We start from the raw sequence: 20,928 nt of genomic DNA on the forward strand, positions 1-20,928 counted from the left end.
CGGTCCTCCAGGCGCGGTCGGCGGTGCTCCCGGACGCTACACGGATCGCGCCGGACCGCTTCAGGCCGCCCGGCGGCGCAGCAGCCCGAAGGCCGCGACGCAGGCGAGGGCGGCCACGGCCAGGACGATCCCCGACTCGACGAACTGGAGCGGCCAGTAGTGCGAGGCGGGGTGGACCACGGCGTAGGCGTCCGCGGCGCCCATGTCCCGCAGGCACTGCTCGAACTCCCTCGGCACGTCCATATTGCACTGGGTCCCGGAGAGGGGTTTCCCGGCGGCCGTGACGAGGCCGACCTCGATCCGGTCGGCACTGGCGGGCAGCCGGGCCGCCTCGAAGCCGGTCCACCGGGTCGTCGGCCACAGACGGGACCGGAACGTGACGAGGGTGAAGTGGACGAGGACGGTCGCGAAGAAGGCGAAGCCGAGACCGCTGAGCGTCCGCCGCATCAGCAGGCCGCTCAGCGCGCCCAGTGCCAGCCCGAGCAGGACGTACGCGAGCCCGACCGGGCCGCCGGCGAAGAAGACGTCCTTCTCGTACCAACCGGGTGCCGCGTCGCTCGTACCGGACGTCCAGACCCAGCGGAAGAGCAGCGTCAGGACGGTCATGCCCGCCGTGAGCGCCAGGGCGGGCACGGCGAGTTTGGCGGCGAGCCAGCGGGCCGGGCTGACCGACTGGGTCCAGGCGAGTGCGGCGGTGCCGTTCTCGAGCTCCCGGCCGATCAGCGCGCCGCCCGCGAAGGCGGCGACGACCGGCGGCAGGAGGAGGATCGCGCTGCCGGCCAGGCGGAGGCCGGCGAAGTCGTCGAGGGGGAGGCCGTCCCCGGCGTTCCCCGTGGCCTGCCGGTACGACCACAGGAGTCCGCCGACCCCGGCGGCCACGACGGCGGCCCAGACCCACAGGGCCGTACGGTGCACCCGCAGCACCGACCAGGTCAGGCCGTGCCGGTCGCGCAGGCGGCGCGGGGGGAGCGTCAGGGCGGTCATGCGGTGGCCTCCTGCCGGGACGTGGGAACGCTGCTGCCGATGACGAGGGCGGGTGCCCCGGGATTGCGCAGGTGGGCGAGGACCAGCTCGTCCAGACCGGGGTTCTCCACCAGCCAGCGGTCGCCGTCGATGGCCCCGCCGGGCCGGACCAGCGCCGTGCGTCCCCGGCCCGAGGCGCGCTGCTCGACGACGGTGTGGGTTCCGTGGTCCTCGCCGACACCGGTCAGCAGGCGGTGGGCCGCCAGCAGTTCCTCGATCCCGCCCGCCAGCCGGACCTGGCCGCCGCCGAGCAGCAGCAGGTGGTCGCAGGAGTCCTCCAGTTCCGAGACGATGTGGGAGCTCATCACGACGGTCGTGCCGTGCTCCACCGCCTCGGCCAGGAGCGCGCCGGTCAGTTCGTGCCGGGCCTGCGGGTCGAGTCCGGACATCGGCTCGTCGAGCAGGAGCAGGTCGGGCCGTTTGCCGAGCGCCAGGGCGAGGGCGACGCGGGTGCGCTGGCCGCCGGACAGCGAGCGGATCCGCGCCTTCGGGGACAGGCCGCCGGCCTCAACGATGCGCGTCGCCGCCTCGTGGTGCCAGCGGTCCGGGTTCAGTTCGGCGCCGAGGCGCAGCGTCGCGGCGACGGTGAGGTGCGGGTACAGGGGTTTGTCCTGGGCGACGTACGCGACGCGGGCGCGTGCGGCGGCCGGCGCCTTACCGAACACCCGTATCTCCCCTTCCGCGGGCCGGAGCAACCCCGCGGCCACCGCGAGGAGCGTCGACTTGCCCGCGCCGTTGGGCCCGACGAGTGCGCAGATCCGCCCCGCGGGCAGCCGGAAGGCGCAGTCCCGCAGCACGGGCTCGCGGCGCCACGGATATCCCACGGTGAGCCCGGACGCCTCGACGGCGGCCGTTTCCTCGTTCATTTCTCCCCCTCGGAGAACTCCTGGTCCAGCACGGAGGTGAACAGCGCGGAGGCGTCCTCACGGTCGAGTCCGCCCTCGCGTGCCCGGCGCATCCACGCGGCCAGTTCCGCGGCGAGCGGAGAGTCCGCGGGCGCGGCGCCGAGCGACTTCTGCACGAAGGTGCCGAGGCCGCGGCGGGCCACCACCAGCCCCTCCCGCTCGAGTTCGCGGTAGGCCTTCAGCACGGTGTTCGGATTGACGACGGCCGTCTCGACCACTTGGCGGGCGGTGGGCAGCTGGTCGCCGGGCCGGAGCAGCCCGAGCCGCAGGGCCTGCTTGGTCTGATGGACGATCTGCAGGTAGGTGGCGACCCCACTGCGCCGGTCGATGCGGAACTCGACCATGCGACAACCCCCCTTTAACTAATCAAGTAGTTAAAGAGTGTTTCAGGGAGGCGCCGATGTCAACCCGGCGCCAACCCGTCCTGTCGCGGGGCGGGTTGGCGGACCGTGGCGCCGGAACGCGAAAGGCCCGGGTGGGCTGTGCGGACCAGCCGTTCGGCTCGGTCGCACAGCCCACCCGGGCCCGTGGCGAGAGGGTCAGTCGCGCCGGCCGGCCAGCACGGCCTCCACGCGCGTACGGACGTCCGCGGTGTCCAGCCCCCGTACCGTCAAGGTGGTGCGGCGGCGCAGTACGTCGTCCGCGGTCCGCGCCCACTCGTGGTCGCGGGCGTAGACGACCTGGGCCCATATCTCCGGGCCGTCGGGGTGGATGCGCTCGCCGAGCGCGGGGTCCTCGTTCACCATGCGGGCGATGTCGAAGGACAGCGCCCCGTAGTGAGTGGCCAGGTGGCGGGCCGTCAGCGGGTCGATGCGGTGGCCCGGGTCGCGGTCCACGAGCAGCCGGTGGGCGACCGCGTTCGGGTTGGCGACCCCCGGCAGCGGTACCCGGCGCGGCAGCTGGTCCAGCGGCTGCATGTCCTCGTTGAGCGGGCCGCCGGGCAGCTTGGCGAGCTTGGCCATCACGGTGCGCCCGATGTGCCGGTACGTGGTCCACTTGCCGCCCGCGACCGACAGCATGCCGCCGCTGCCCTCGGACACGACCGTCTCGCGCTTGGCCTTCTCCACGCCGCCGGGGCCGCCCGGCAGTACCCGCAGGCCCGCGAAGGCGTAGGTGATCAGGTCGGGGGACAGGTGCTCGTCCCGCACGGAGTGGGCAGCCTCGTCCAGGATCTGCCGGATGTCGGCGTCGGTCGCCCGTACGTCGGCCGGGTCTCCCGTGTACTCCTCGTCCGTGGTGCCCAGCAGCAACTGGTCCTCCCACGGCAGCGCGAAGGTGATGCGGTACTTGTCGATCGGCGTCGCCATGGCCGCCCGCCACGGCGCCTTGCGCTTCAGGACGATGTGGGCGCCCTTGGACAGCCGGATGCTGGGCGCGGCGCCCTTGTCCTCCATCTGCCGCAGGTGGTCGACCCACGGGCCGGTGGCATTGAGCACCAGGCGGGCGTCGACACCGAACTCGGTGCCGTCCAGCCGGTCCTTGAGGTCGGCGCCGCTGACCCGGCCGTGGGTGAAGCGCAGCCCGGTGACCTCCGCGTGGTTGAGGACGACCGCGCCCGCCTCGACGGCCGCGCGCACCGTCATGACCGCCATCCGCGAGTCGTTCATCTGGTGGTCGTAGTAGACGGCGACGGCCTTCAGGTCGTCCGTGCGCAGCGCGGGGTTGGCGGCGGCCGCCCGGGACGGGGAGATGATCCTGCCCACCCCGTCACCGAAGGCGGACAGCGCCGAGTAGGCGAAGACACCCGCACCGAGCTTGGCGGCGCCGACCGGGCCGCCCTTGTAGACCGGCAGGTAGAAGGTGAGCGGGTTCACCAGGTGCGGGGCCACGTCCTTGGCCAGCACCCGGCGTTCCATGTGGTTCTCCGCCACCAGTTTGACCGCGCCGGTCTGCAGGTAGCGCAGACCGCCGTGGACGAGCTTGGAGGAGGCGGAACTGGTGGCGCCGGCGAAGTCGCCGGCGTCCACCATCGCCACCCGCAGCCCCGACTGCGCGGCGTGCCAGGCCACGGAGGTGCCCAGGATGCCGCCGCCGATGACCAGCAGGTCGTAGCCCGCGCGGCTCAGCAGTTCCCGGGTCTCGGCGCGGCCCGGGTTCCGGCCGGCGATCGGATGCGTCCCGAGGCCCGGGACGTGCTGCAGGGTTGTCATGATCGATTCACTTCTCCTCGTCGATCCAGCCCATGGTCCGCTCGACGGCCTTGAGCCAGCTCTTGTACTCGCGGTCGCGGACGTCGGCGTCCATCCGCGGGGTCCATTCGGCGGCCCGACGCCAGTTGGCGCGCAGCTCGTCGGTGTCCGACCAGAAGCCCACCGCCAGACCGGCGGCGTAGGCCGCGCCCAGGCAGGTGGTCTCGGCGACCAGCGGGCGCACGACGGGCGCGTCCAGGAAGTCGGCGAGGGTCTGCATGAGCAGGTTGTTGGCGGTCATGCCGCCGTCGACCTTGAGCGCGGTGAGCTCCACGCCCGAGTCCTTGGTCATCGCGTCGACGATCTCGCGGGTCTGCCAGGCGGTCGCCTCCAGCACCGCGCGGGCGATGTGCGCCTTGGTCACGTACCGGGTGAGGCCCGCGATCACCCCTCGGGCGTCGGAGCGCCAGTACGGGGCGAACAGACCGGAGAAGGCCGGCACGAAGTAGGCGCCGCCGTTGTCCTCGACCGACATGGCCAGCGTCTCGATCTCGGCCGCCGTCTTGATCAGGCCCATCTGGTCGCGCATCCACTGCACCAGCGAACCGGTGACGGCGATCGAGCCCTCCAGGGCGTACACCGGCTTCTGGTCGCCGATGCGGTAGCCGACGGTGGTGATCAGGCCGTTGTAGCTGTTGATCGGCTTGTCGCCGGTGTTCATCAGCAGGAAGGTGCCCGTGCCGTAGGTGGACTTGGCCTCGCCCTCGGAGTAGCACGTCTGGCCGAACAGCGCGGCCTGCTGGTCGCCGAGCGCGGAGGCGACCGGCACACCGGCCAGGGCGCCCGAGGCCGCCTCGCCGTACACCTCGGCGGAGGAGCGGATCTCCGGGAGGACCGCGGCCGGGATGCCGAGGGACGAGACGATCTTGTCGTCCCAGTCCAGGGTGTGCAGGTTCATCAGCAGCGTGCGGGAGGCGTTGGTGACGTCGGTGACGTGCCGTCCGCCGTTGACACCGCCGGTGAGGTTCCAGATCACCCAGCTGTCCATGGTGCCGAAGAGGATCTCGCCGGCCTCGGCGCGCTCGCGCAGCCCCTCGACGTTGTCCAGCAGCCAGCGGATCTTCGGACCGGAGAAGTAGGAGGCCAGCGGCAGGCCGGTCTCCCGGCGGAAGCGGTCCTGGCCGACGTTGCGGCCGAGCTCCTTGCACAGGGCGTCGGTGCGGGTGTCCTGCCAGACGAGCGCGTTGTGCACCGGCTCGCCGGTCGCCTTGTCCCACAGCAGCGTGGTCTCGCGCTGGTTGGTGATGCCGATGGCCTTGACGTCGGCGGCGGTGATGCCCGCCTTGGAGACGGCCTCGGCGACGACCTCCTGGACGTTGGTCCAGATCTCCGCGGCGTTGTGCTCGACCCATCCCGGCTTCGGGAAGATCTGCTCGTGCTCCTTCTGTCCGACCGAGACGATGCGGCCGTCCTTGTCGAAGATGATGCAGCGCGACGACGTGGTGCCCTGGTCGATCGCCGCGATGAAGGGGCCTTCGGTGTGGGCGTTGGTCACGGTGTGCTCCTCAAGTCCAAAGTCCAGTGGGTCGTCGGGTGCTACTGCTCAGAATGCGATCCTGTGGAGGCCGGCTGCGAGGACCGCGCCCACGATCGGGCCGACAACCGGTATCCAGGCGTAGCCCCAGTCCGAACCGCCCTTGTTCGGCAGCGGCAGGAGCGCGTGCACGATGCGCGGGCCGAGGTCGCGGGCGGGGTTGATGGCGTAACCGGTCGGGCCGCCGAGCGAGAGGCCTATGCCGACGACGACCAGGGCCACCATCAGGGTGCCGGTGCCGGAGACGCTGAGGCCCTTGGTGAGGCCGAGGGTCAGGATGAACAGCACGAGGACGAAGGTGCCGATGATCTCGGTCGCGAGGTTCTGCACGACGTTGCGGATCTCCGGACCGGTGGAGAAGATGCCCAGCACCGGGCCGGGAGCGGAGGCCCGCCGCTGTCCGGGGGCGGCGGCATCGGTGCCGTCGGTGGCAGCGGCGGCGGTGTGGGGGCCCTCGACGGCGCCGGTGATCTCGCTGTCGGTCAGATGGGCCTGGAACTGACCCGCGTAGGCGGCCCACACGAGCGCGGCGCCGATCATCGCGCCGAGCATCTGGCCGGCCAGGTAGACCGGGACCTTGCTCCACTCGCCGGTGTCGACGGCGAGGCCGATGGTCACGGCCGGGTTGAGGTGGGCGCCGGAGAGGCTGCCCGAGATGTAGGCACCGGTCAGGACGGCGAAGCCCCAGCCGAAGGTGATGGCGAGCCAGCCGGCGTTGCGGGCCTTGGAGCTCTTGAGCGTGACGGCCGCGCAGACGCCGCCGCCGAGCAGGATCAGGATGGCGGTACCGATGGTCTCGCCGAGAAAGATGTGCTCACTGGACACGTGCGACTCCTTTGTCCTTCGTCCAGGGGAAGGCGAACCCTCGTCCCGTTCATGGGTTCGCGGGCCTGTCACTAGGCCCCCCGGCGGTCCCACGGCCAGGTACACCGTACCGACTCCGTCGGCTTCCGTTCGACAATGTCGACCGCCGAACGAGAGTGTTCTCCTGCGTGACCGGATGCGTCAAGAGTTCGACAGGTTCTGGGACGGTTCTCCGGCCGGCTTCAGAACCGGCCGGCGCCCAGGTCACGGGAGACCGCGCGGGCGCAGTCCCGCACCGCGGCGACCAGTTGGGCGCTGATGCCGCCGTCGTCGTCGCAGACCCGTTCCACCGCGCCGGTGACCGCGACCGCGCCGACCGGCATGCGGTGCCGGTCGTGGATGGGCGCCGCGATCGAGGCCACGCCGTCCCAGGTCTCCTCCAGGTCCGCCCCCCAGCCGCGAGCCCGTGTGAGGTCGAGCACTCCCTCGAACTCCGCGGCCCCGGTGACCGTGCGCGGCGTCAGCGCCTCGCGCTCCATCTCGGTCACCTCGCCGTGCGCGACCGGGTCGTACGCGGAGAGCACCTTGCCCAGCGCGCTGCTGTGCAGCGGGTGCATGGCGCCGACCTCCAGCACCTGGCGGCTGTCGTCGGGGCGGAAGACGTGGTGGACGATGAGCACGCCCTGCTGGTGGAGCACGCCCAGGTAGACGGCCTCGCCGCTGGAGCGCGCCAGGTCGTCGGTCCACACCAGGGCGCGGGCGCGCAGCTCGTGCACGTCCAGGTAGCTGTTGCCCAGCCGCAGCAGTTCCGCCCCCAGCTGGTAGCGGCCGGAGACCGGGTCCTGCTCGACGAAGCCCTCCTGCTGCAGGGTGCGCAGGATGCCGTGCGCCGTCCCCTTGGCCAGGCCCAGCGAGGAGGCCACGTCCGACAGGCCGAGCCTGCGCTCCCCGCCGGCCAGCAGCCGCAGGATCGCAGCCGCGCGGCTGAGCGACTGGATGGGACCTGGCATGAACAACCCCTCTGTCAGGAACGATCATGAACGAGTCGACAATGCTGAACGCTGTCAGACCATGCCGACCATCATCATCCCAGAGATGAGTGTGGCACCACGGTCCGCCCTTCGGAATGCCGGAGGCGGATTCCGCTCTCCCGGCTACGCTGGCCTGGTGCGTACCAGCGAGAGCGGGTGCGCACCAAGCCGACAGCCGTCGCACTCAGGGAGCACATCCATGGCCCAGCCGTCGTCGTATTCCTCCAAGGGGACCTCCCCGGCACACGCCCGCGCAGCGGCGCTCCGGGAGGCCCTCGCCCAACGGGTCGTGGTCGCCGACGGGGCCATGGGCACCATGCTCCAGTCGAAGAATCCGACGATGGACGACTTCCAGGGCCACGAGGGCCTGAACGACATCCTGAACATCTCCCGCCCCGACATCGTCCGCTCGGTGCACGAGGCCTACTTCGACGCCGGCGTCGACTGCGTGGAGACCAACACCTTCAGCGCCAACCACGCCGGCCTCCTGGAGTACGGCATCGAGGAGCGCGTCCACGAGGTCGCCGAGGCAGGCGCCCGGGTCGCCCGCGAGGTGGCCGACGCCTACGCCACCCCCGACCGCCCCCGCTGGGTGCTCGGTTCCATGGGCCCGGGCACCAAGCTCCCCACCCTCGGCCATGTCGCGTACGGGACGCTGCGCGACGCCTACGAGCAGAGCGCCGCGGGCCTGCTCGCCGGCGGCGCCGACGCGGTGATCGTGGAGACCACCCAGGACCTGCTGCAGACCAAGGCCGCCCTGATCGGCGCGCGGCGGGCCCTGGACGCGGCGCACTCGGTCGCGCCGCTCATCTGCTCCGTCACCGTCGAGACCACCGGCACCATGCTGCTGGGATCCGAGATCGGCGCCGCGCTCACCGCGCTGGAGCCGCTCGGCATCGACATGATCGGCCTCAACTGCGCCACCGGCCCCGCCGAGATGAGCGAGCACCTGCGCTACCTCGCCCGGCACGCCGGCATCCAGCTGTCCTGCATGCCCAACGCGGGCCTGCCCATCCTCGGCAAGGACGGCGCGCACTACCCGCTGACCCCCGGTGAACTCGCCGACGCGCAGGAGGTCTTCGTCCGGGAGTACGGGCTCTCCCTGGTCGGCGGCTGCTGCGGCACCACCCCCGAGCACCTGCGGCAGGTCGTCGAGCGGGTGCGCGGGCACGAGGTCGCCGCCCGCGAGCCGCGCCCCGAGCCGGGCGCGTCCTCGCTCTACCAGACGGTCCCCTTCCGCCAGGACACCGCGTACCTCGCCATCGGTGAGCGCACCAACGCCAACGGCTCCAAGAAGTTCCGCGAGGCCATGCTGGACGGCCGCTGGGACGACTGCGTGGAGATGGCCCGCGAGCAGATCCGCGAGGGCGCCCACTTCCTGGACCTGTGCGTCGACTACGTCGGCCGCGACGGCGTCGCCGACATGAACGAGATCGCCGGCCGGCTCGCCACCGCCTCCACCCTGCCGATCGTGCTCGACTCCACCGAGCCCGAGGTGCTCCGGGCGGGCCTGGAGAAGCTCGGCGGACGCGCGGTGATCAACTCGGTCAACTACGAGGACGGCGACGGCCCCGACTCCCGCTTCGCCCGCACCACCCGGCTCGCCGTGGAGCACGGCGCGGCCCTGATCGCCCTCACCATCGACGAGGAGGGCCAGGCCCGCACGCCGGAGGCCAAGGTCGCGGTCGCCGAGCGCCTCATCGCGGACCTGACCGGCAACTGGGGCATCGCCGAGAGCGACATCATCGTCGACTGCCTGACGTTCACCATCGCCACCGGCCAGGAGGAGTCCCGCGGGGACGGCATCGCCACCATCGAGGCGATCCGCGAGCTCAAGCGCCGCCACCCGGCCGTGCAGACCACGCTCGGCCTGTCCAACATCTCCTTCGGCCTCAACCCGGCCGCCCGCATCGTGCTCAACTCGGTCTTCCTGCACGAGTGCGTGGAAGCCGGCCTGGACTCGGCGATCGTCCACGCGTCCAAGATCGTGCCCATCGCCCGCATCCCGGAGGAGCAGCGCGAGGTCGCCCTCGACCTCGTCCACGACCGCCGCCGCGAGGGCTACGACCCGCTGCAGCGTTTCCTGGAGCTGTTCGAGGGCGTGGACACCAAGTCCGTCAGGGCCGGCCGCGCCGAGGAACTCGCCGCGCTGCCGCTGGACGAACGGCTGCAACGGCGCATCATCGACGGCGAGAAGAACGGCCTGGAGGCGGACCTCGACGAGGCGCTGAAGGCACGTCCGGCCCTCGACATCGTCAACGAGACCCTGCTGGAGGGCATGAAGGTCGTCGGCGAGCTCTTCGGCTCCGGCCAGATGCAACTGCCCTTCGTCCTGCAGTCCGCCGAGGTGATGAAGACCGCCGTCGCCCACCTCGAGCCGCACATGGAGAAGTCCGACGCCTCCGGCAAGGGCACCATCGTGCTGGCCACCGTCCGCGGCGACGTGCACGACATCGGCAAGAACCTCGTGGACATCATCCTGTCCAACAACGGCTACAACGTCGTCAACCTGGGCATCAAGCAGCCGGTCTCGGCGATCCTCGACGCCGCCCAGGAGCACGCGGCGGACGTGATCGGCATGTCGGGCCTGCTGGTGAAGTCCACCGTGATCATGAAGGAGAACCTGGAGGAGCTCAACCAGCGCGGGCTGGCCGCCCGGTTCCCCGTCATCCTCGGCGGCGCCGCCCTCACCCGCGCTTACGTCGAGCAGGACCTCCACGAGATCTACGAGGGCGAAGTCCGCTACGCCCGCGACGCCTTCGAGGGCCTGCGGTTGATGGACGCGCTCATCGCCGTCAAGCGCGGCGTCCCCGGCGCCACGCTCCCCGAGCTGCGGCAGCGGCGCGTGGCCCGCCGGGAGGGGCAGACGGGCCCCGGAGAGGCCGCCGCGGCGCGGGAGGCCGAGGAGAACCGCGGTCAGATCCGCTCGGACGTGGCCACCGACAACCCCGTGCCGACCCCGCCCTTCTGGGGCTCTCGGATCGTCAAGGGCATCCCGCTCAAGGACTACGCGTCCTGGCTCGACGAGGGCGCGCTGTTCAAGGGCCAGTGGGGCCTGAAGCAGTCCCGCGCCGGCGGTCCCGACTACGAGGAACTGGTGGAGACCGAGGGCCGGCCGCGGCTGCGCGGCCTGCTGGACCGCATGCAGAGCGAGGGCCTGCTGGAGGCGGCGGTCGTCTACGGATACTTCCGCTGCGTCTCCAAGGGCGACGACCTGATCATCCTCGGCGAGGACGGCGCGGAGCGGACCCGGTTCACCTTCCCGCGGCAGCGCCGCGGCCGCCGGCTGTGCCTCGCCGACTTCTTCCGCCCGGAGGAGTCCGGCGAGACCGACGTGGTCGGCCTGCAGGTGGTCACGGTCGGCAACCGGGTCTCCGAGGCCGCCAACAAGCTCTTCGCCGCCGACGCCTACCGCGACTACCTGGAGCTGCACGGCCTGTCCGTCCAGCTCGCCGAGGCGCTCGCCGAGTACTGGCACGCCCGGGTCCGCGCGGAGCTGGGCTTCTCCGGGGAGGACCCGGGCGCGATGGAGGACATGTTCGCGCTGAAGTACCGCGGTGCCCGCTTCTCCCTCGGCTACGGGGCCTGCCCCGACCTGGAGGACCGGGCCAAGATCGCGCAGCTGCTGGAGCCCGAGCGGATCGGCGTGCGGCTGTCGGAGGAGTTCCAGCTCCATCCGGAGCAGTCCACCGACGCCATCGTCATCCATCATCCGGAGGCGAAGTACTTCAACGCGCGGTAACGGGTCATACGTCGTACACTGGACGATCCGAACGGCACCTGGCCGGTCCCACGCCCCCACCACCATGGGGCGCGAGGCGACCGGCCTTTGTGCCCCCTGGACTGCGAAGGATGTGGGGCGCATGACCAGCGGTATTCCCGTCACCGAGACCCGGCCGGCCCGGGACGCAGGCCTGCAGGCCGTCCTCCTGGACATGGACGGCACGCTGGTCGACACCGAAGGCTTCTGGTGGAACGCCGAGGTGGAAGTCTTCGCGCAACTCGGTCACGTCCTCGACGACACGCACCGCGAGGTGGTCGTCGGCGGCCCGATGGCCCGCAGCCTGGGACATCTGATCTCGGTCACCGGGACGGACGCCACCCTCGCCGAGCTGTCCGCGCTGATCAACCTGCGTTTCGTCGAGCTCATCGGCCGGGGAGTACCGCTGATGCCGGGTGCCCGGCGCCTGCTCACCGAACTGGCCGCGCACGGCGTGCCCGCCGCGCTGGTCTCCGCCTCCCACCGCCGCATCATCGACGCGGTGATGCTCTCCATCGGGCGCGAGCACTTCGCGTTCTCCGTCGCCGGGGACGAGGTGGTGCAGGGCAAGCCGCACCCCGAGTCGTATCTGCACGCCGCCGCACGCCTGGGCGCGGACCCGGCGCGCTGCGTGGTCGTCGAGGACACCCCGACCGGGGTCCGCGCCGCGGAGGCGGCCGGGTGCCAGGTGGTGGCGGTGCCCTCGATCGCCCCGATCGAGCCCGCGCCCGGCCGGGCCGTCGTCGCCTCCCTCGAAGCCGTCGACGTGCCATTTCTGCGCTCTCTGATTACGGACGTTCACTGAGCGTCGCCATAAATTGAGTGGAAACTCTGGGCGCCCGGCCGCTCATTTTCCGTGACGTTTCGCTGCTGCCGAATTCTTTACCGGCGGCCCTCGGCCGGCGTGATACTTTTCACGTCGACGGGCGTCGACAGCACCGTCCGGGCGTGCTTCGGCCCGTCAATTGACGGTGCGCGTAGTGCTGTTGTGTCCGTATTGGGGCGCGGAGGGCTGTTCGTTCCGCTGTCCGGATATCGGTGCACCACTCCCTGTTATCCGCCTGTGACGCGGGCTCAACTTCTCCGTGTCAGGGGGCGGTAGGCCGGAATGCCGGGCACCGGCAATTCCGGGTATCGTCGCCCCGCTCAAGACTGCGCGGCCGAGGGCCGGAAGAGGGAGAACAACGAGGATGAATCGCAAGCTGCTGGTGCTGCCGGCCGTGATGGGCCTCGCCGCGCCCGTACTCGCCGGATGCGGCGACTCGAACGCGGGAAGCGGCGGCGGCGACGCGATCGTCGTCGGCACCACCGACCACATAGCGGTGTCCAAGGAACTGCCCTCTCCCGTGGACCCGGCCACCTCGTACGACGGTGGCACGTACACCTTCTTCAACAACACCTTCCAGATGCTGCTGGGTTACGAGCGCAGCGCGACGATCCCGTCCCCGGACGCGGCGAAGTCCTGCGAGTTCTCGGACACCAAGTCCGAGACCTACCGCTGCACTCTGCGCGACGGCCTGACGTTCTCCAACGGGCACGCGCTGACCTCCGAGGACGTCAAGTTCTCCATCGACCGCGTCATCAAGATCAAGAGCGACTACGGCCCGGTCAGCCTCCTGTCGAACATCCAGTCCGTCGAGGCCCCGGACGAGAAGACCGTCGTCTTCCACCTCAAGGCCTCCGACGCCACGTTCCCGTACAAGCTGGCGACCCCGGCCGCGGCCATCGTCGACAGCGAGGTGTACCCCGCCGACAAGCCGCTGGACGGCCTGCAGATGGTCGGCTCCGGCCCCTACAAGCTGGACTCGTGGGAGGACGGCAAGGCCGTTCTCAGCGCCAACCCGAACTACAAGGGCCTGGTCGGCAAGCTCAACAACAGCAAGATCGAGGTCCGCTTCTTCGAGACGGCGGCCGACATGGAGAAGGCGCTCACCGACGGCGACATCGACATGGTGAACCGCACCTTCACCTCCGACCAGATCGCCGGCATCCAGCAGGGCAAGGAGCCGAACATCAAGCTGACGGAGGCCTCCAGCCCCTCCGTGCGCTACATGTTCTTCAACATCGACGACCCGACGGTGAAGGACAAGGCCGTGCGTGAGGCGATCGCCCGCCTCGTCGACCGTGGCGCGCTCACCCGGGATGTGACCCACCGCACCGCGACGCCGCTGTTCGGCGCCGTGCCCACCGGCATCGTCGGGCACAGCAACGCGTACTTCAACACCTACGGGCAGCCCAGCCGCAACAAGGCCGCCGGGGTCCTGTCCGCCGCCGGCATCAGCACCCCGGTCAAGTTGACGTTCTCGTACCCGACGGACCGGCCGGCCACGCCGAACAAGGAAGAGGCGCTGGCCCTGCAGAAGCAGCTCAACAGCAGCGGCCTGTTCGACGTGACCCTCAAGGGCATGCCGTGGAAGAAGTTCCTTCCGGGCGCGGTCAAGGGCCAGTGGGCGATGTACGACCTGAGCTGGCTCCCCGACTTCCCGGACCCGGACACCTACATCGCGCCGTTCTTCGCCGAGGGCTTCCTCAACCTGAACTACCCCGGCGGCGACATCAAGAACTCGCTGCTGCCCAGCACCCGTCAGACCGCCGACCGCGGTGAGACGGACAAGGACTTCCTCAAGATGCAGAACATCCTGGCCCAGGACCTGCCGGTGATCCCGCTGTACCAGGACAAGCAGTTCGTCACCACGCGTGACAACATCACCGGCGCCGAGTGGTTGCTGAATTCCTCCTCCACGGCCCAGTTCTGGGAGCTCGGGCGCGGCGTGGCAGGATGAGCCGCCGGCTGGTACGGATCCGGGCACAACGCCCGGATCCGTAGCAGCCGGGCCCATCCGCACCACGACGCTTTGAGGTACCCCGTGAGGAAACGAGTCCAACTCCTGGCTCTCCCACTCTCCGCGACCGCGATCCTGGCCACCGGCTGCGGAAGCGGCGGCGGCGACGGAGGTGGCGAGGGAAAATCCGTCACGATGGGGATCACGGACAAGGTCACCGCCGTCGATCCCGCCTCCGGTTACGACGTGGGCTCCTGGATCGTCTTCAACAACGTCTTCCAGTCCCTGATGAGCTTCCCCAAGGGCGCCACCAAGCCCGAGCCCGAGGCCGCCGAGAACTGCGCCTTCACCGACACGGCCAGCCGGACCTTCGACTGCACCCTGCGGCCGGGCCTGAAGTTCAGCAACGGCGACGACCTCACCTCGCAGGACGTCAAGTACTCCTTCGAGCGCACCATCAAGATCAACGACGAGAACGGCCCCGCCGTCCTCCTCGACTCGATCAAGACGATCGACACCCCCTCCGCAGCCCGCGTCGTCTTCCACCTGAAGTACTCCGACGCGACCTTCCCCATGAAGATCGCCTCCGGCGCCGGCTCCATCGTGGACCACCGCGAGTACCCGGCGGACAAGCTCCGCGAGGACGACAAGGCGATAGGCAGCGGCCCGTACCGGCTGGACACGTACACCGCCGGCGACCAGGCCGTCTTCTCGGTCAACGACCGCTACCAGGGCACCGCGGAGGTCCACAACTCCGGTATGACCATGAAGTTCTTCGCGGAGGAGAGCGGCCTGGAGAAGGCCCTCGAGAGCGGCAGCGTCGACCTCGCCTACCGCGGCCTGGCGGCGAAGGACATCGCCGCCCTGCAGCAGAAGGCGGCTTCAGGGGACAGCGGCATGAAGGTCGTCGAGGGCACCGGCGCCGAGGTCCAGCACCTCGTCTTCAACGTCAAGGACCCCGTGGTCGCCAGCAAGGCCGTCCGCCGCGCCGTCGCCTACCTGATCGACCGCAAGGCCATCATCCGCGACGTCTACGACCGCACCGCCAGCCCGCTGTACTCGATCGTGCCGCAGGGCATCACCGGCCACAACACCGCGTTCTTCGACCGCTACGGCGAGGGCGCCGACACGGCCGCCGCCCAGGCCGCGCTCACCGACGCCGGCATCACGGACAAGGTCCGCTTCACCCTCTGGGGCACCCCCGTCCGCTACGGACCCGGCACCGTGCCCGAGCTGACCGAGATCGCCCAGCAGCTCAACTCCAGCGGCCTGTTCGACGTCGACGTCAAGACCACCGACGCCGACCAGTACGCCAAGGACATCTCCAAGGGCAAGTACGCGGTCTACGTCCGCGGCTGGGTCCCCGACTACCCGGACCCCGACAACTTCACCGCCCCCTTCTTCGGCGACGGCAACGTGCTGTCCAACAACTACGTGAACCAGCGGATCAGCGGCCAACTGATCCCGCGCACCGCCGCCCAGGCCGCCCGCGCCTCCACCACCGCGGACTTCGAAGAGCTGCAGGACACGGTCGCCGACGACGTGCCGATCATCCCGCTGTGGCAGGGCAAGCAGTACGTGGCCGCGAAGGACACCGTGAACGGCCTGGAGTGGACGCTCGACCCGTCCACCGTCTTCCGCTTCTGGGAGATCCAGAAGGTCGCGCAGGCCGGCTGACCCGTCCGGCGCCTCCGGTCCCCGACAGACCGGACGTCCCCCGCCCCATCCGGGGGACGACTACTGCGCCCCGGGGCGCACCAGACCGCTCTCGTACGCGTACACCGCGGCCTGCACCCGGTCGCGCAGCGCCAGCTTCGTCAGCACGTGGCCCACATGGGTCTTGACCGTCGTCTCGCTGACGAACAGCTCCGCCGCGATCTCGGCGTTCGACAGGCCCCGCGCGACCAGCTTCAGCACCTCGACCTCACGGTCGGTCAGGGTGTGCAGCGCCTGGGGCACCGGCTCCTCGCCCGACGGCAGCCGGCCCGCGTACTTGTCCAGCAGCCGCCGCGTGATGCTCGGCGCGAGCATCGCCTCGCCCGCCGCGACCACCCGGATCGCCTGCACCAGTTCGTGCGCCGGGGCGTCCTTGAGCAGGAAGCCGCTGGCACCCGCGCGCAGCGCCTCGACCACGTACTCGTCCAGGTCGAAGGTGGTCAGCACCAGCACCTTCGCCGGGCCGTCCCGGCCGGGGCCGGTGATCTGCCGGGTGGCCTCCACCCCGTCCATCCGCGGCATGCGGATGTCCATCAGCACGACGTCCGGCTGCAGTGCCCGCACCTGCTCCAGCGCCTGCTGACCGTCCCCCGCCTCACCCACCACCGCGAGTTCCGGCTCCGCCTCCAGGATCATCCGGAAACCGGTGCGCAGCAGCGGCTGGTCATCGACCAGCAGAACGCGAATGGCCACGTGATCTCCTCAGCTCAGGAATCCCCATTCTTCCCCACCACCGCCAGCGGGTACGGCGGGGGAGTGCCGCCGAACGACGGGCAGATCGCCTGGTGGTCGCACCAGTCGCAGAGCCGGCTCGGTCGCGGGCGCCAGTCGCCGGACTCGGTGGCCCGCCGGATCGCCTGCCACAGCGCCTCCAGCTTGCGCCCCACCGCCAGCAGGTCCTCCTCCGAGGGGTCGTACGTCATCACCTCGCCGCTGCCGAGGTACACCAGCTGCAGCCGGCGCGGCACCAGCCCGCGCAGCCGCCACAGCACCAGCGCGTAGAACTTCATCTGGAACAGCGCCTCGTCCGCGTACTCCGGGCGCGGGGCCTTGCCGGTCTTGTAGTCCACCACGCGCAGGTCGCCGGAGGCCGGGGCCACGTCGAGCCGGTCGATGTAGCCGCGCAGCGTCAGCCCCGACTCCAGCTCGGTCTCCACGTACAGCTCGCGCTCCGCGGGCTCCAGCCGCGTCGGGTCCTCCAGCGAGAACCACCGCTCCACCAGCCCGGCCGCCCCCTCCAGCCACTCCGCCAGCTCCTGCCCCTCCTCGGTGGAGAACAGCTCGGACAGCTCGGGACGCTCCTCCAGCAGCCGCTGCCACTGCCCGGGCACCATCGCCCGCGCCCGCTCCGCCGTGCGCTCGGGGGCCGGAGTGTCGAAGAGCCGCTCCAGCACCGCGTGCACCACCGTGCCCCGCGCGGCGGCCGGGCTCGGCTTCTCCGGCAGCTTGTCGATCACGCGCAGCCGGTACAGCAGGGGGCACCGCATGAAGTCGGCGGCGCGCGACGGCGACAACGACGAAGGAGCGGCCGGCGGCCTTCGCGGCGTCGGCGGAACGGGTTCGATGCTGGTGCCCATGGCAGGACCCTATGGGGTCGCACCGACAGCCGGTGTCGGCTCCGGGCAGCCGGGCAATACCATCGACGTCGGACCGACAGCAAAACGAGGGGAACCAGTGAGCGAGAGCCAGCAGCCGCCTGACGGCGGCGAGCAGACTCCCGGAGCCGACGGCGGCACCGGCAAACGCCCCGCCGGCCCCGGCGGCGGCATCCTCATGGGCCGCATCTTCGGCGTCCCCGTGTACGTCGCCCCGAGCTGGTTCCTGGTCGCGGCCCTGATCACCTGGGTCTTCGGCGGTCAACTCGACCGCGTCCTGCCCGGACTCGGCGCCGCCCGCTATCTCGTCTCGCTCTTCTTCGCGGTGGCCTTCTACGCCTCCGTCCTGGTGCACGAACTCGCCCACACCGTCGCCGCGCTCCGCTTCGGACTGCCGGTGCGCCGCATCCAGCTGCAGTTCTTCGGCGGCGTCTCGGAGATCGAGAAGGAGTCCGACACCCCGGGGCGCGAGTTTGTCCTCGCCTTCATCGGGCCGTTGCTCTCGCTCGTCCTGGCCGGGGTGTTCTACCTCGGCATGCAGGGCGTGGACCCGGGCACCGTGCCGGGCGTGCTGCTGGCGGGGCTGATGATCAGCAACCTCCTCGTGGCGGCGTTCAACCTGCTGCCGGGACTCCCGCTGGACGGCGGGCGCATGCTGCGCGCGGTGGTGTGGAAGATCACCGGAAAGCCCATGACCGGCACCGTCGCCGCCGCGTGGATCGGGCGCTTCCTCGCCATCGCGGTCCTGGTGGGGCTGCCCCTGCTGTCGTACGCGGGCGGCCTCAGCGACGGCACCGGCGACGCCACCGGCTTCGACTCGCTCACCGACGCCCTGCTCGCCGCCATCCTGGCCGCGATCATCTGGACCGGCGCGGGCAACGCCCTGCGCATGGCCCGGCTGCGTGAGCACCTCCCCGAGCTCCAGGCGCGGACCCTCACCCGCCGCGCCCTGCCCGTGGCCTCCGACACCCCGCTCTCCGAAGCCCTCCGGCGCGCCAACGAGGCCGGGGCCCGCGCCCTCGTCGTCGTCGACGGCCACGGCACCCCCACCGCCGTGGTCCGCGAGGCCGCGATCGTCGGCGTGCCCGAGCACCGGCGGCCCTGGGTCGCCGTCTCCGGACTGGCGCAGGACATCAAGCCGGGCATGAAGGTTTCCGCGGAACTCGCGGGGGAGGACCTGCTGGACACACTGCGGGCGACGCCGGCCACGGAGTACCTGGTGGTGGAGAACTCCGGCGAGATCTACGGCGTGCTGTCCACCGCGGACGTCGAGAAGGCCTTCCTCGCCGCCATGGCCCGGCCCACCGCGTCGGCCTGAGGCCCGCCCCGCCCGGCGGTGCGGACGCGAGCGTCCGGCGCGGCCCACGGGGAACGCGACGGCCTGTCCGTCACAAGGCGCCCCGGAGGCGAACCGAGCCCCCGGAAAAGACCGGTAGGCTGGGGCGCATGTCCGAACCGACCGGTGCCGCCCGCCGTCGCGGGCCCTTCAAGGTCGGGGACCAGGTCCAGCTCACCGATCCCAAGGGACGCCACTACACGTTCACGCTCGAAGCCGGGAAGAACTTCCACACCCACAAGGGGTCGTTCCCGCACGACGAGCTGATCGGCGCCCCCGAGGGCAGTGTGGTCCGAACCACGGGAAACGTCGCCTACCTCGCGCTGCGCCCCCTGCTCCCCGACTACGTCCTGTCCATGCCCCGCGGCGCCGCCGTGGTCTACCCCAAGGACGCGGGGCAGATCCTGTCCATGGCCGACATCTTCACCGGCGCGCGCGTCGTGGAGGCCGGCGTGGGCTCGGGCTCGCTCAGCATGTTCCTGCTGCGGGCGATCGGTGACGAGGGGATGCTTCACTCCTACGAGCGCCGCGCCGACTTCGCCGAGATCGCGACCCAGAACGTGGAGCGCTACTTCGGCGGTCCGCACCCCGCGTGGCAGCTCACCGTCGGCGACCTGCAGGACAACCTCAGCGACGTCGACGTCGACCGCGTCATCCTGGACATGCTCGCCCCCTGGGAGTGCCTGGAGGCCGTCTCCAAGGCCCTGGTGCCCGGCGGCATCCTGTGCGCCTACGTGGCGACGACCACGCAGCTCGCCCGGACCGTCGAGGCGATCCGCGAGCACGGCACGTTCAACGAGCCGTCCGCGTGGGAGACGATGGTGCGCACCTGGCACGTCGAGGGCCTCGCGGTGCGTCCGGACCACCGGATGATCGGGCACACCGGGTTCCTGCTGACCGCCCGCCGGCTGGCGGACGGAGTCGAGCCCCCGCTCCGGCGCAGGCGCCCCGCGCCCGGCGCGTACGGCGAGGACTACACCGGTCCGGGCGCCGGGCGCGCGTCGGGCAGGTCCGCCAAGGCGACCGAGGCCGTCGAGCCGGTCGCGGACCAGACAGCCGAGGCGGCCGACACGACGGAGTGATCGCGCACCACGGGAAGCGCCGCCGCCGGGATTCCGGCGGCGGCGCCTTTCGTTCCCCTGCCGTTGTCTCCTGTCACATACGTCATATGACGTACCGATAAGAGATCCGCGACACACGGGACCCGGTCGTACCGGCGCCGTGTGCGCTGTGGCAGCATGCTGGCCACCCCGCTCGACCAACTCCACAGGAGACAGGCGCGTGCAGCCAACCGCAGGGCAGGCCCTTCCGCACACCCGGGCCCGTTCGGTGCACTGGATCACCACGGCCGCGGTCATCGCCGCCGTCATAGGCAGCGCCGCCCTGGTGCAGCCCGCCGGGGCCTCCACCGCGAAGCGGCCGGTCGCCGGAGTGAAGGCCGGCGTCCCCGCCGTGCAGCCGCCTGACCCGAAGGCTGCCCACTACCCGATGAACTGCGCGGGCGCGCCGGTGGACGTCGTCGGCCGGGCCTCCGGCGACCTGGACGGGGACGGACGCCCGGAGACGGTCGCGGTCGCACGCTGCCACTCCGGGACGGGTACGCCGCCCAGCGGTCTGTACGTGCTCGCGCCGGACGCCGCAGGCGGCGGCGCGCCACGGATCGTGGAGACCCTGGTCGACCCCAAGGAGCAGCGGTCCTTCAAGGACCTGCGGATCGAGGACCGAAAGGTTCGCGCCACGGTCCTCGGCTACTCCTCGGACGACATCCCGCGCTGCTGCCCCGACCAGATGCGGGACTACAGCTGGGAGTGGCGGTCCGGCACCTACTACGAGGTTCCGGGACCGCTCGCGAACGGCGTGTGACAGATCACTCCGCGGCGGGTCCGTACAGCTCTACACTGTCCGAAACCCGACGTACATGAATACATTCGCCAGGACATTCCCTGGCCGAATCCACCACATCGGTCAGCAACGGCAGGGGTACCGGGGCGGAGGCCCCGGGGGCCTGACGCAGCTCGTTGTCTTCACCCTTGACGTAGGCGAGCCCGTCGATGTCCAGCTCGAAGACCTCGGGCGCGTACTGCACACAGATGCCGTCTCCGGTGCACAGGTCCTGATCGATCCAGACCTCAAGCGCCTCGACGACTTCGTCGCTCACGGGTATCTCGCCTGCCGTTCATCGTTCGGGAAGGGACCGCCCCTGACGGGCGTTGACCGAACCGACGATACAACCGGCCGCTTTCGGATGGTGA

17 protein-coding genes are annotated in these 20,928 nt (G+C 70.8%); 7 read left to right on the top strand and 10 right to left on the bottom strand.

Annotation, left to right across the window (positions count from 1 at the left end):
- Window positions 1-60: 60 nt before the first annotated feature.
- From PV364_RS22515 to PV364_RS22545, 7 genes are all read right to left on the bottom strand, one after another.
- On the bottom strand, window positions 61-984 hold the full coding sequence (locus tag PV364_RS22515; protein ID WP_319661976.1) for an ABC transporter permease: 924 nt from the start codon (window positions 982-984) through the stop codon (window positions 61-63).
- Window positions 981-1,889, bottom strand: a complete 909-nt coding sequence (locus PV364_RS22520) for an ABC transporter ATP-binding protein (protein WP_319661977.1) — start codon at window positions 1,887-1,889, stop codon at window positions 981-983. Before PV364_RS22520 ends, PV364_RS22515 begins: the two co-directional genes overlap by 4 nt.
- Window positions 1,886-2,272, bottom strand: coding sequence for a GntR family transcriptional regulator (locus PV364_RS22525; RefSeq protein ID WP_319661978.1), 387 nt, complete (start codon window positions 2,270-2,272; stop codon window positions 1,886-1,888). Before PV364_RS22525 ends, PV364_RS22520 begins: the two co-directional genes overlap by 4 nt.
- 195 nt (window positions 2,273-2,467) lie before the next feature.
- Window positions 2,468-4,078, bottom strand: coding sequence for a glycerol-3-phosphate dehydrogenase/oxidase (locus PV364_RS22530; protein ID WP_319661979.1), 1,611 nt, complete (start codon window positions 4,076-4,078; stop codon window positions 2,468-2,470).
- A 7-nt stretch (window positions 4,079-4,085) separates the two neighbouring features.
- A complete protein-coding gene (gene glpK / locus PV364_RS22535; protein WP_319661980.1) occupies window positions 4,086-5,612 on the bottom strand; it encodes a glycerol kinase GlpK in 1,527 nt (508 codons plus the stop codon).
- A gap of 48 nt (window positions 5,613-5,660) precedes the next feature.
- Window positions 5,661-6,476: an MIP/aquaporin family protein gene (locus PV364_RS22540; RefSeq protein WP_319661982.1), complete on the bottom strand. Its 816-nt coding sequence runs from the start codon at window positions 6,474-6,476 to the stop codon at window positions 5,661-5,663.
- Window positions 6,477-6,697: 221 nt separating this feature from the next.
- Window positions 6,698-7,465: an IclR family transcriptional regulator gene (locus tag PV364_RS22545; protein ID WP_319661983.1), complete on the bottom strand. Its 768-nt coding sequence runs from the start codon at window positions 7,463-7,465 to the stop codon at window positions 6,698-6,700.
- A 220-nt stretch (window positions 7,466-7,685) separates the two neighbouring features.
- Between PV364_RS22545 and metH the strand changes: the two genes are divergently transcribed.
- The 4 genes from metH (at window position 7,686) to PV364_RS22565 (ending at window position 15,706) form a co-directional block, all read left to right on the top strand.
- The gene (gene metH / locus PV364_RS22550; protein ID WP_319661984.1) at window positions 7,686-11,228 is read left to right on the top strand and encodes a methionine synthase; all 3,543 of its coding nucleotides are present in this window, start codon (window positions 7,686-7,688) and stop codon (window positions 11,226-11,228) included.
- Between the two features lie 121 nt (window positions 11,229-11,349).
- Window positions 11,350-12,051: an HAD family phosphatase gene (locus tag PV364_RS22555; protein ID WP_319661985.1), complete on the top strand. Its 702-nt coding sequence runs from the start codon at window positions 11,350-11,352 to the stop codon at window positions 12,049-12,051.
- Window positions 12,052-12,436: 385 nt separating this feature from the next.
- A complete protein-coding gene (locus PV364_RS22560) occupies window positions 12,437-14,029 on the top strand; it encodes an ABC transporter substrate-binding protein (protein WP_319661986.1) in 1,593 nt (530 codons plus the stop codon).
- An 84-nt stretch (window positions 14,030-14,113) separates the two neighbouring features.
- Window positions 14,114-15,706, top strand: a complete 1,593-nt coding sequence (locus PV364_RS22565) for an ABC transporter substrate-binding protein (RefSeq protein WP_319661987.1) — start codon at window positions 14,114-14,116, stop codon at window positions 15,704-15,706.
- Window positions 15,707-15,766: 60 nt separating this feature from the next.
- Here PV364_RS22565 and PV364_RS22570 read toward each other — a convergent pair whose 3' ends face one another.
- A complete protein-coding gene (locus PV364_RS22570) occupies window positions 15,767-16,438 on the bottom strand; it encodes a response regulator transcription factor (RefSeq protein ID WP_319661988.1) in 672 nt (223 codons plus the stop codon).
- A gap of 14 nt (window positions 16,439-16,452) precedes the next feature.
- Window positions 16,453-17,322 (bottom strand): PD-(D/E)XK nuclease family protein, encoded by an 870-nt coding sequence (locus PV364_RS22575; protein ID WP_319661989.1) that lies wholly within the window; start codon window positions 17,320-17,322, stop codon window positions 16,453-16,455.
- Window positions 17,323-17,419: 97 nt separating this feature from the next.
- Between PV364_RS22575 and PV364_RS22580 the strand changes: the two genes are divergently transcribed.
- From PV364_RS22580 to PV364_RS22590, 3 genes are all read left to right on the top strand, one after another.
- Window positions 17,420-18,658, top strand: coding sequence for a site-2 protease family protein (locus tag PV364_RS22580; protein WP_415924589.1), 1,239 nt, complete (start codon window positions 17,420-17,422; stop codon window positions 18,656-18,658).
- A 128-nt stretch (window positions 18,659-18,786) separates the two neighbouring features.
- Complete coding sequence (locus tag PV364_RS22585) at window positions 18,787-19,758, top strand: tRNA (adenine-N1)-methyltransferase (protein WP_319661991.1); 972 nt, start codon at window positions 18,787-18,789, stop codon at window positions 19,756-19,758.
- 199 nt (window positions 19,759-19,957) lie between these two features.
- Window positions 19,958-20,539, top strand: coding sequence for a hypothetical protein (locus PV364_RS22590; protein WP_319661992.1), 582 nt, complete (start codon window positions 19,958-19,960; stop codon window positions 20,537-20,539).
- 4 nt (window positions 20,540-20,543) lie between these two features.
- Here the strand turns inward: PV364_RS22590 and PV364_RS22595 are convergent, their stop codons facing one another.
- Window positions 20,544-20,840: a ferredoxin gene (locus PV364_RS22595; RefSeq protein WP_401976846.1), complete on the bottom strand. Its 297-nt coding sequence runs from the start codon at window positions 20,838-20,840 to the stop codon at window positions 20,544-20,546.
- Between the last annotated feature and the right edge of the window lie 88 nt (window positions 20,841-20,928).

The sequence above is a fragment of the Streptomyces sp. MI02-7b genome (assembly GCF_033793585.1).
Taxonomy (GTDB): domain Bacteria; phylum Actinomycetota; class Actinomycetes; order Streptomycetales; family Streptomycetaceae; genus Actinacidiphila.

What these genes read in the sequence shown, in the direction of transcription:
- PV364_RS22515 (WP_319661976.1), bottom strand. Translation starts at nt 984, where the DNA reads ATGACCGCCCTGACGCTCCCCCCGCGCCGCCTGCGCGACCGGCACGGC.
- PV364_RS22520 (WP_319661977.1), bottom strand. Translation starts at nt 1,889, where the DNA reads ATGAACGAGGAAACGGCCGCCGTCGAGGCGTCCGGGCTCACCGTGGGA.
- PV364_RS22525 (WP_319661978.1), bottom strand. Translation starts at nt 2,272, where the DNA reads ATGGTCGAGTTCCGCATCGACCGGCGCAGTGGGGTCGCCACCTACCTG.
- PV364_RS22530 (WP_319661979.1), bottom strand. Translation starts at nt 4,078, where the DNA reads ATGACAACCCTGCAGCACGTCCCGGGCCTCGGGACGCATCCGATCGCC.
- PV364_RS22545 (WP_319661983.1), bottom strand. Translation starts at nt 7,465, where the DNA reads ATGCCAGGTCCCATCCAGTCGCTCAGCCGCGCGGCTGCGATCCTGCGG.
- metH (WP_319661984.1), top strand. Translation starts at nt 7,686, where the DNA reads ATGGCCCAGCCGTCGTCGTATTCCTCCAAGGGGACCTCCCCGGCACAC.
- PV364_RS22555 (WP_319661985.1), top strand. Translation starts at nt 11,350, where the DNA reads ATGACCAGCGGTATTCCCGTCACCGAGACCCGGCCGGCCCGGGACGCA.
- PV364_RS22560 (WP_319661986.1), top strand. Translation starts at nt 12,437, where the DNA reads ATGAATCGCAAGCTGCTGGTGCTGCCGGCCGTGATGGGCCTCGCCGCG.
- PV364_RS22575 (WP_319661989.1), bottom strand. Translation starts at nt 17,322, where the DNA reads ATGGGCACCAGCATCGAACCCGTTCCGCCGACGCCGCGAAGGCCGCCG.
- PV364_RS22585 (WP_319661991.1), top strand. Translation starts at nt 18,787, where the DNA reads ATGTCCGAACCGACCGGTGCCGCCCGCCGTCGCGGGCCCTTCAAGGTC.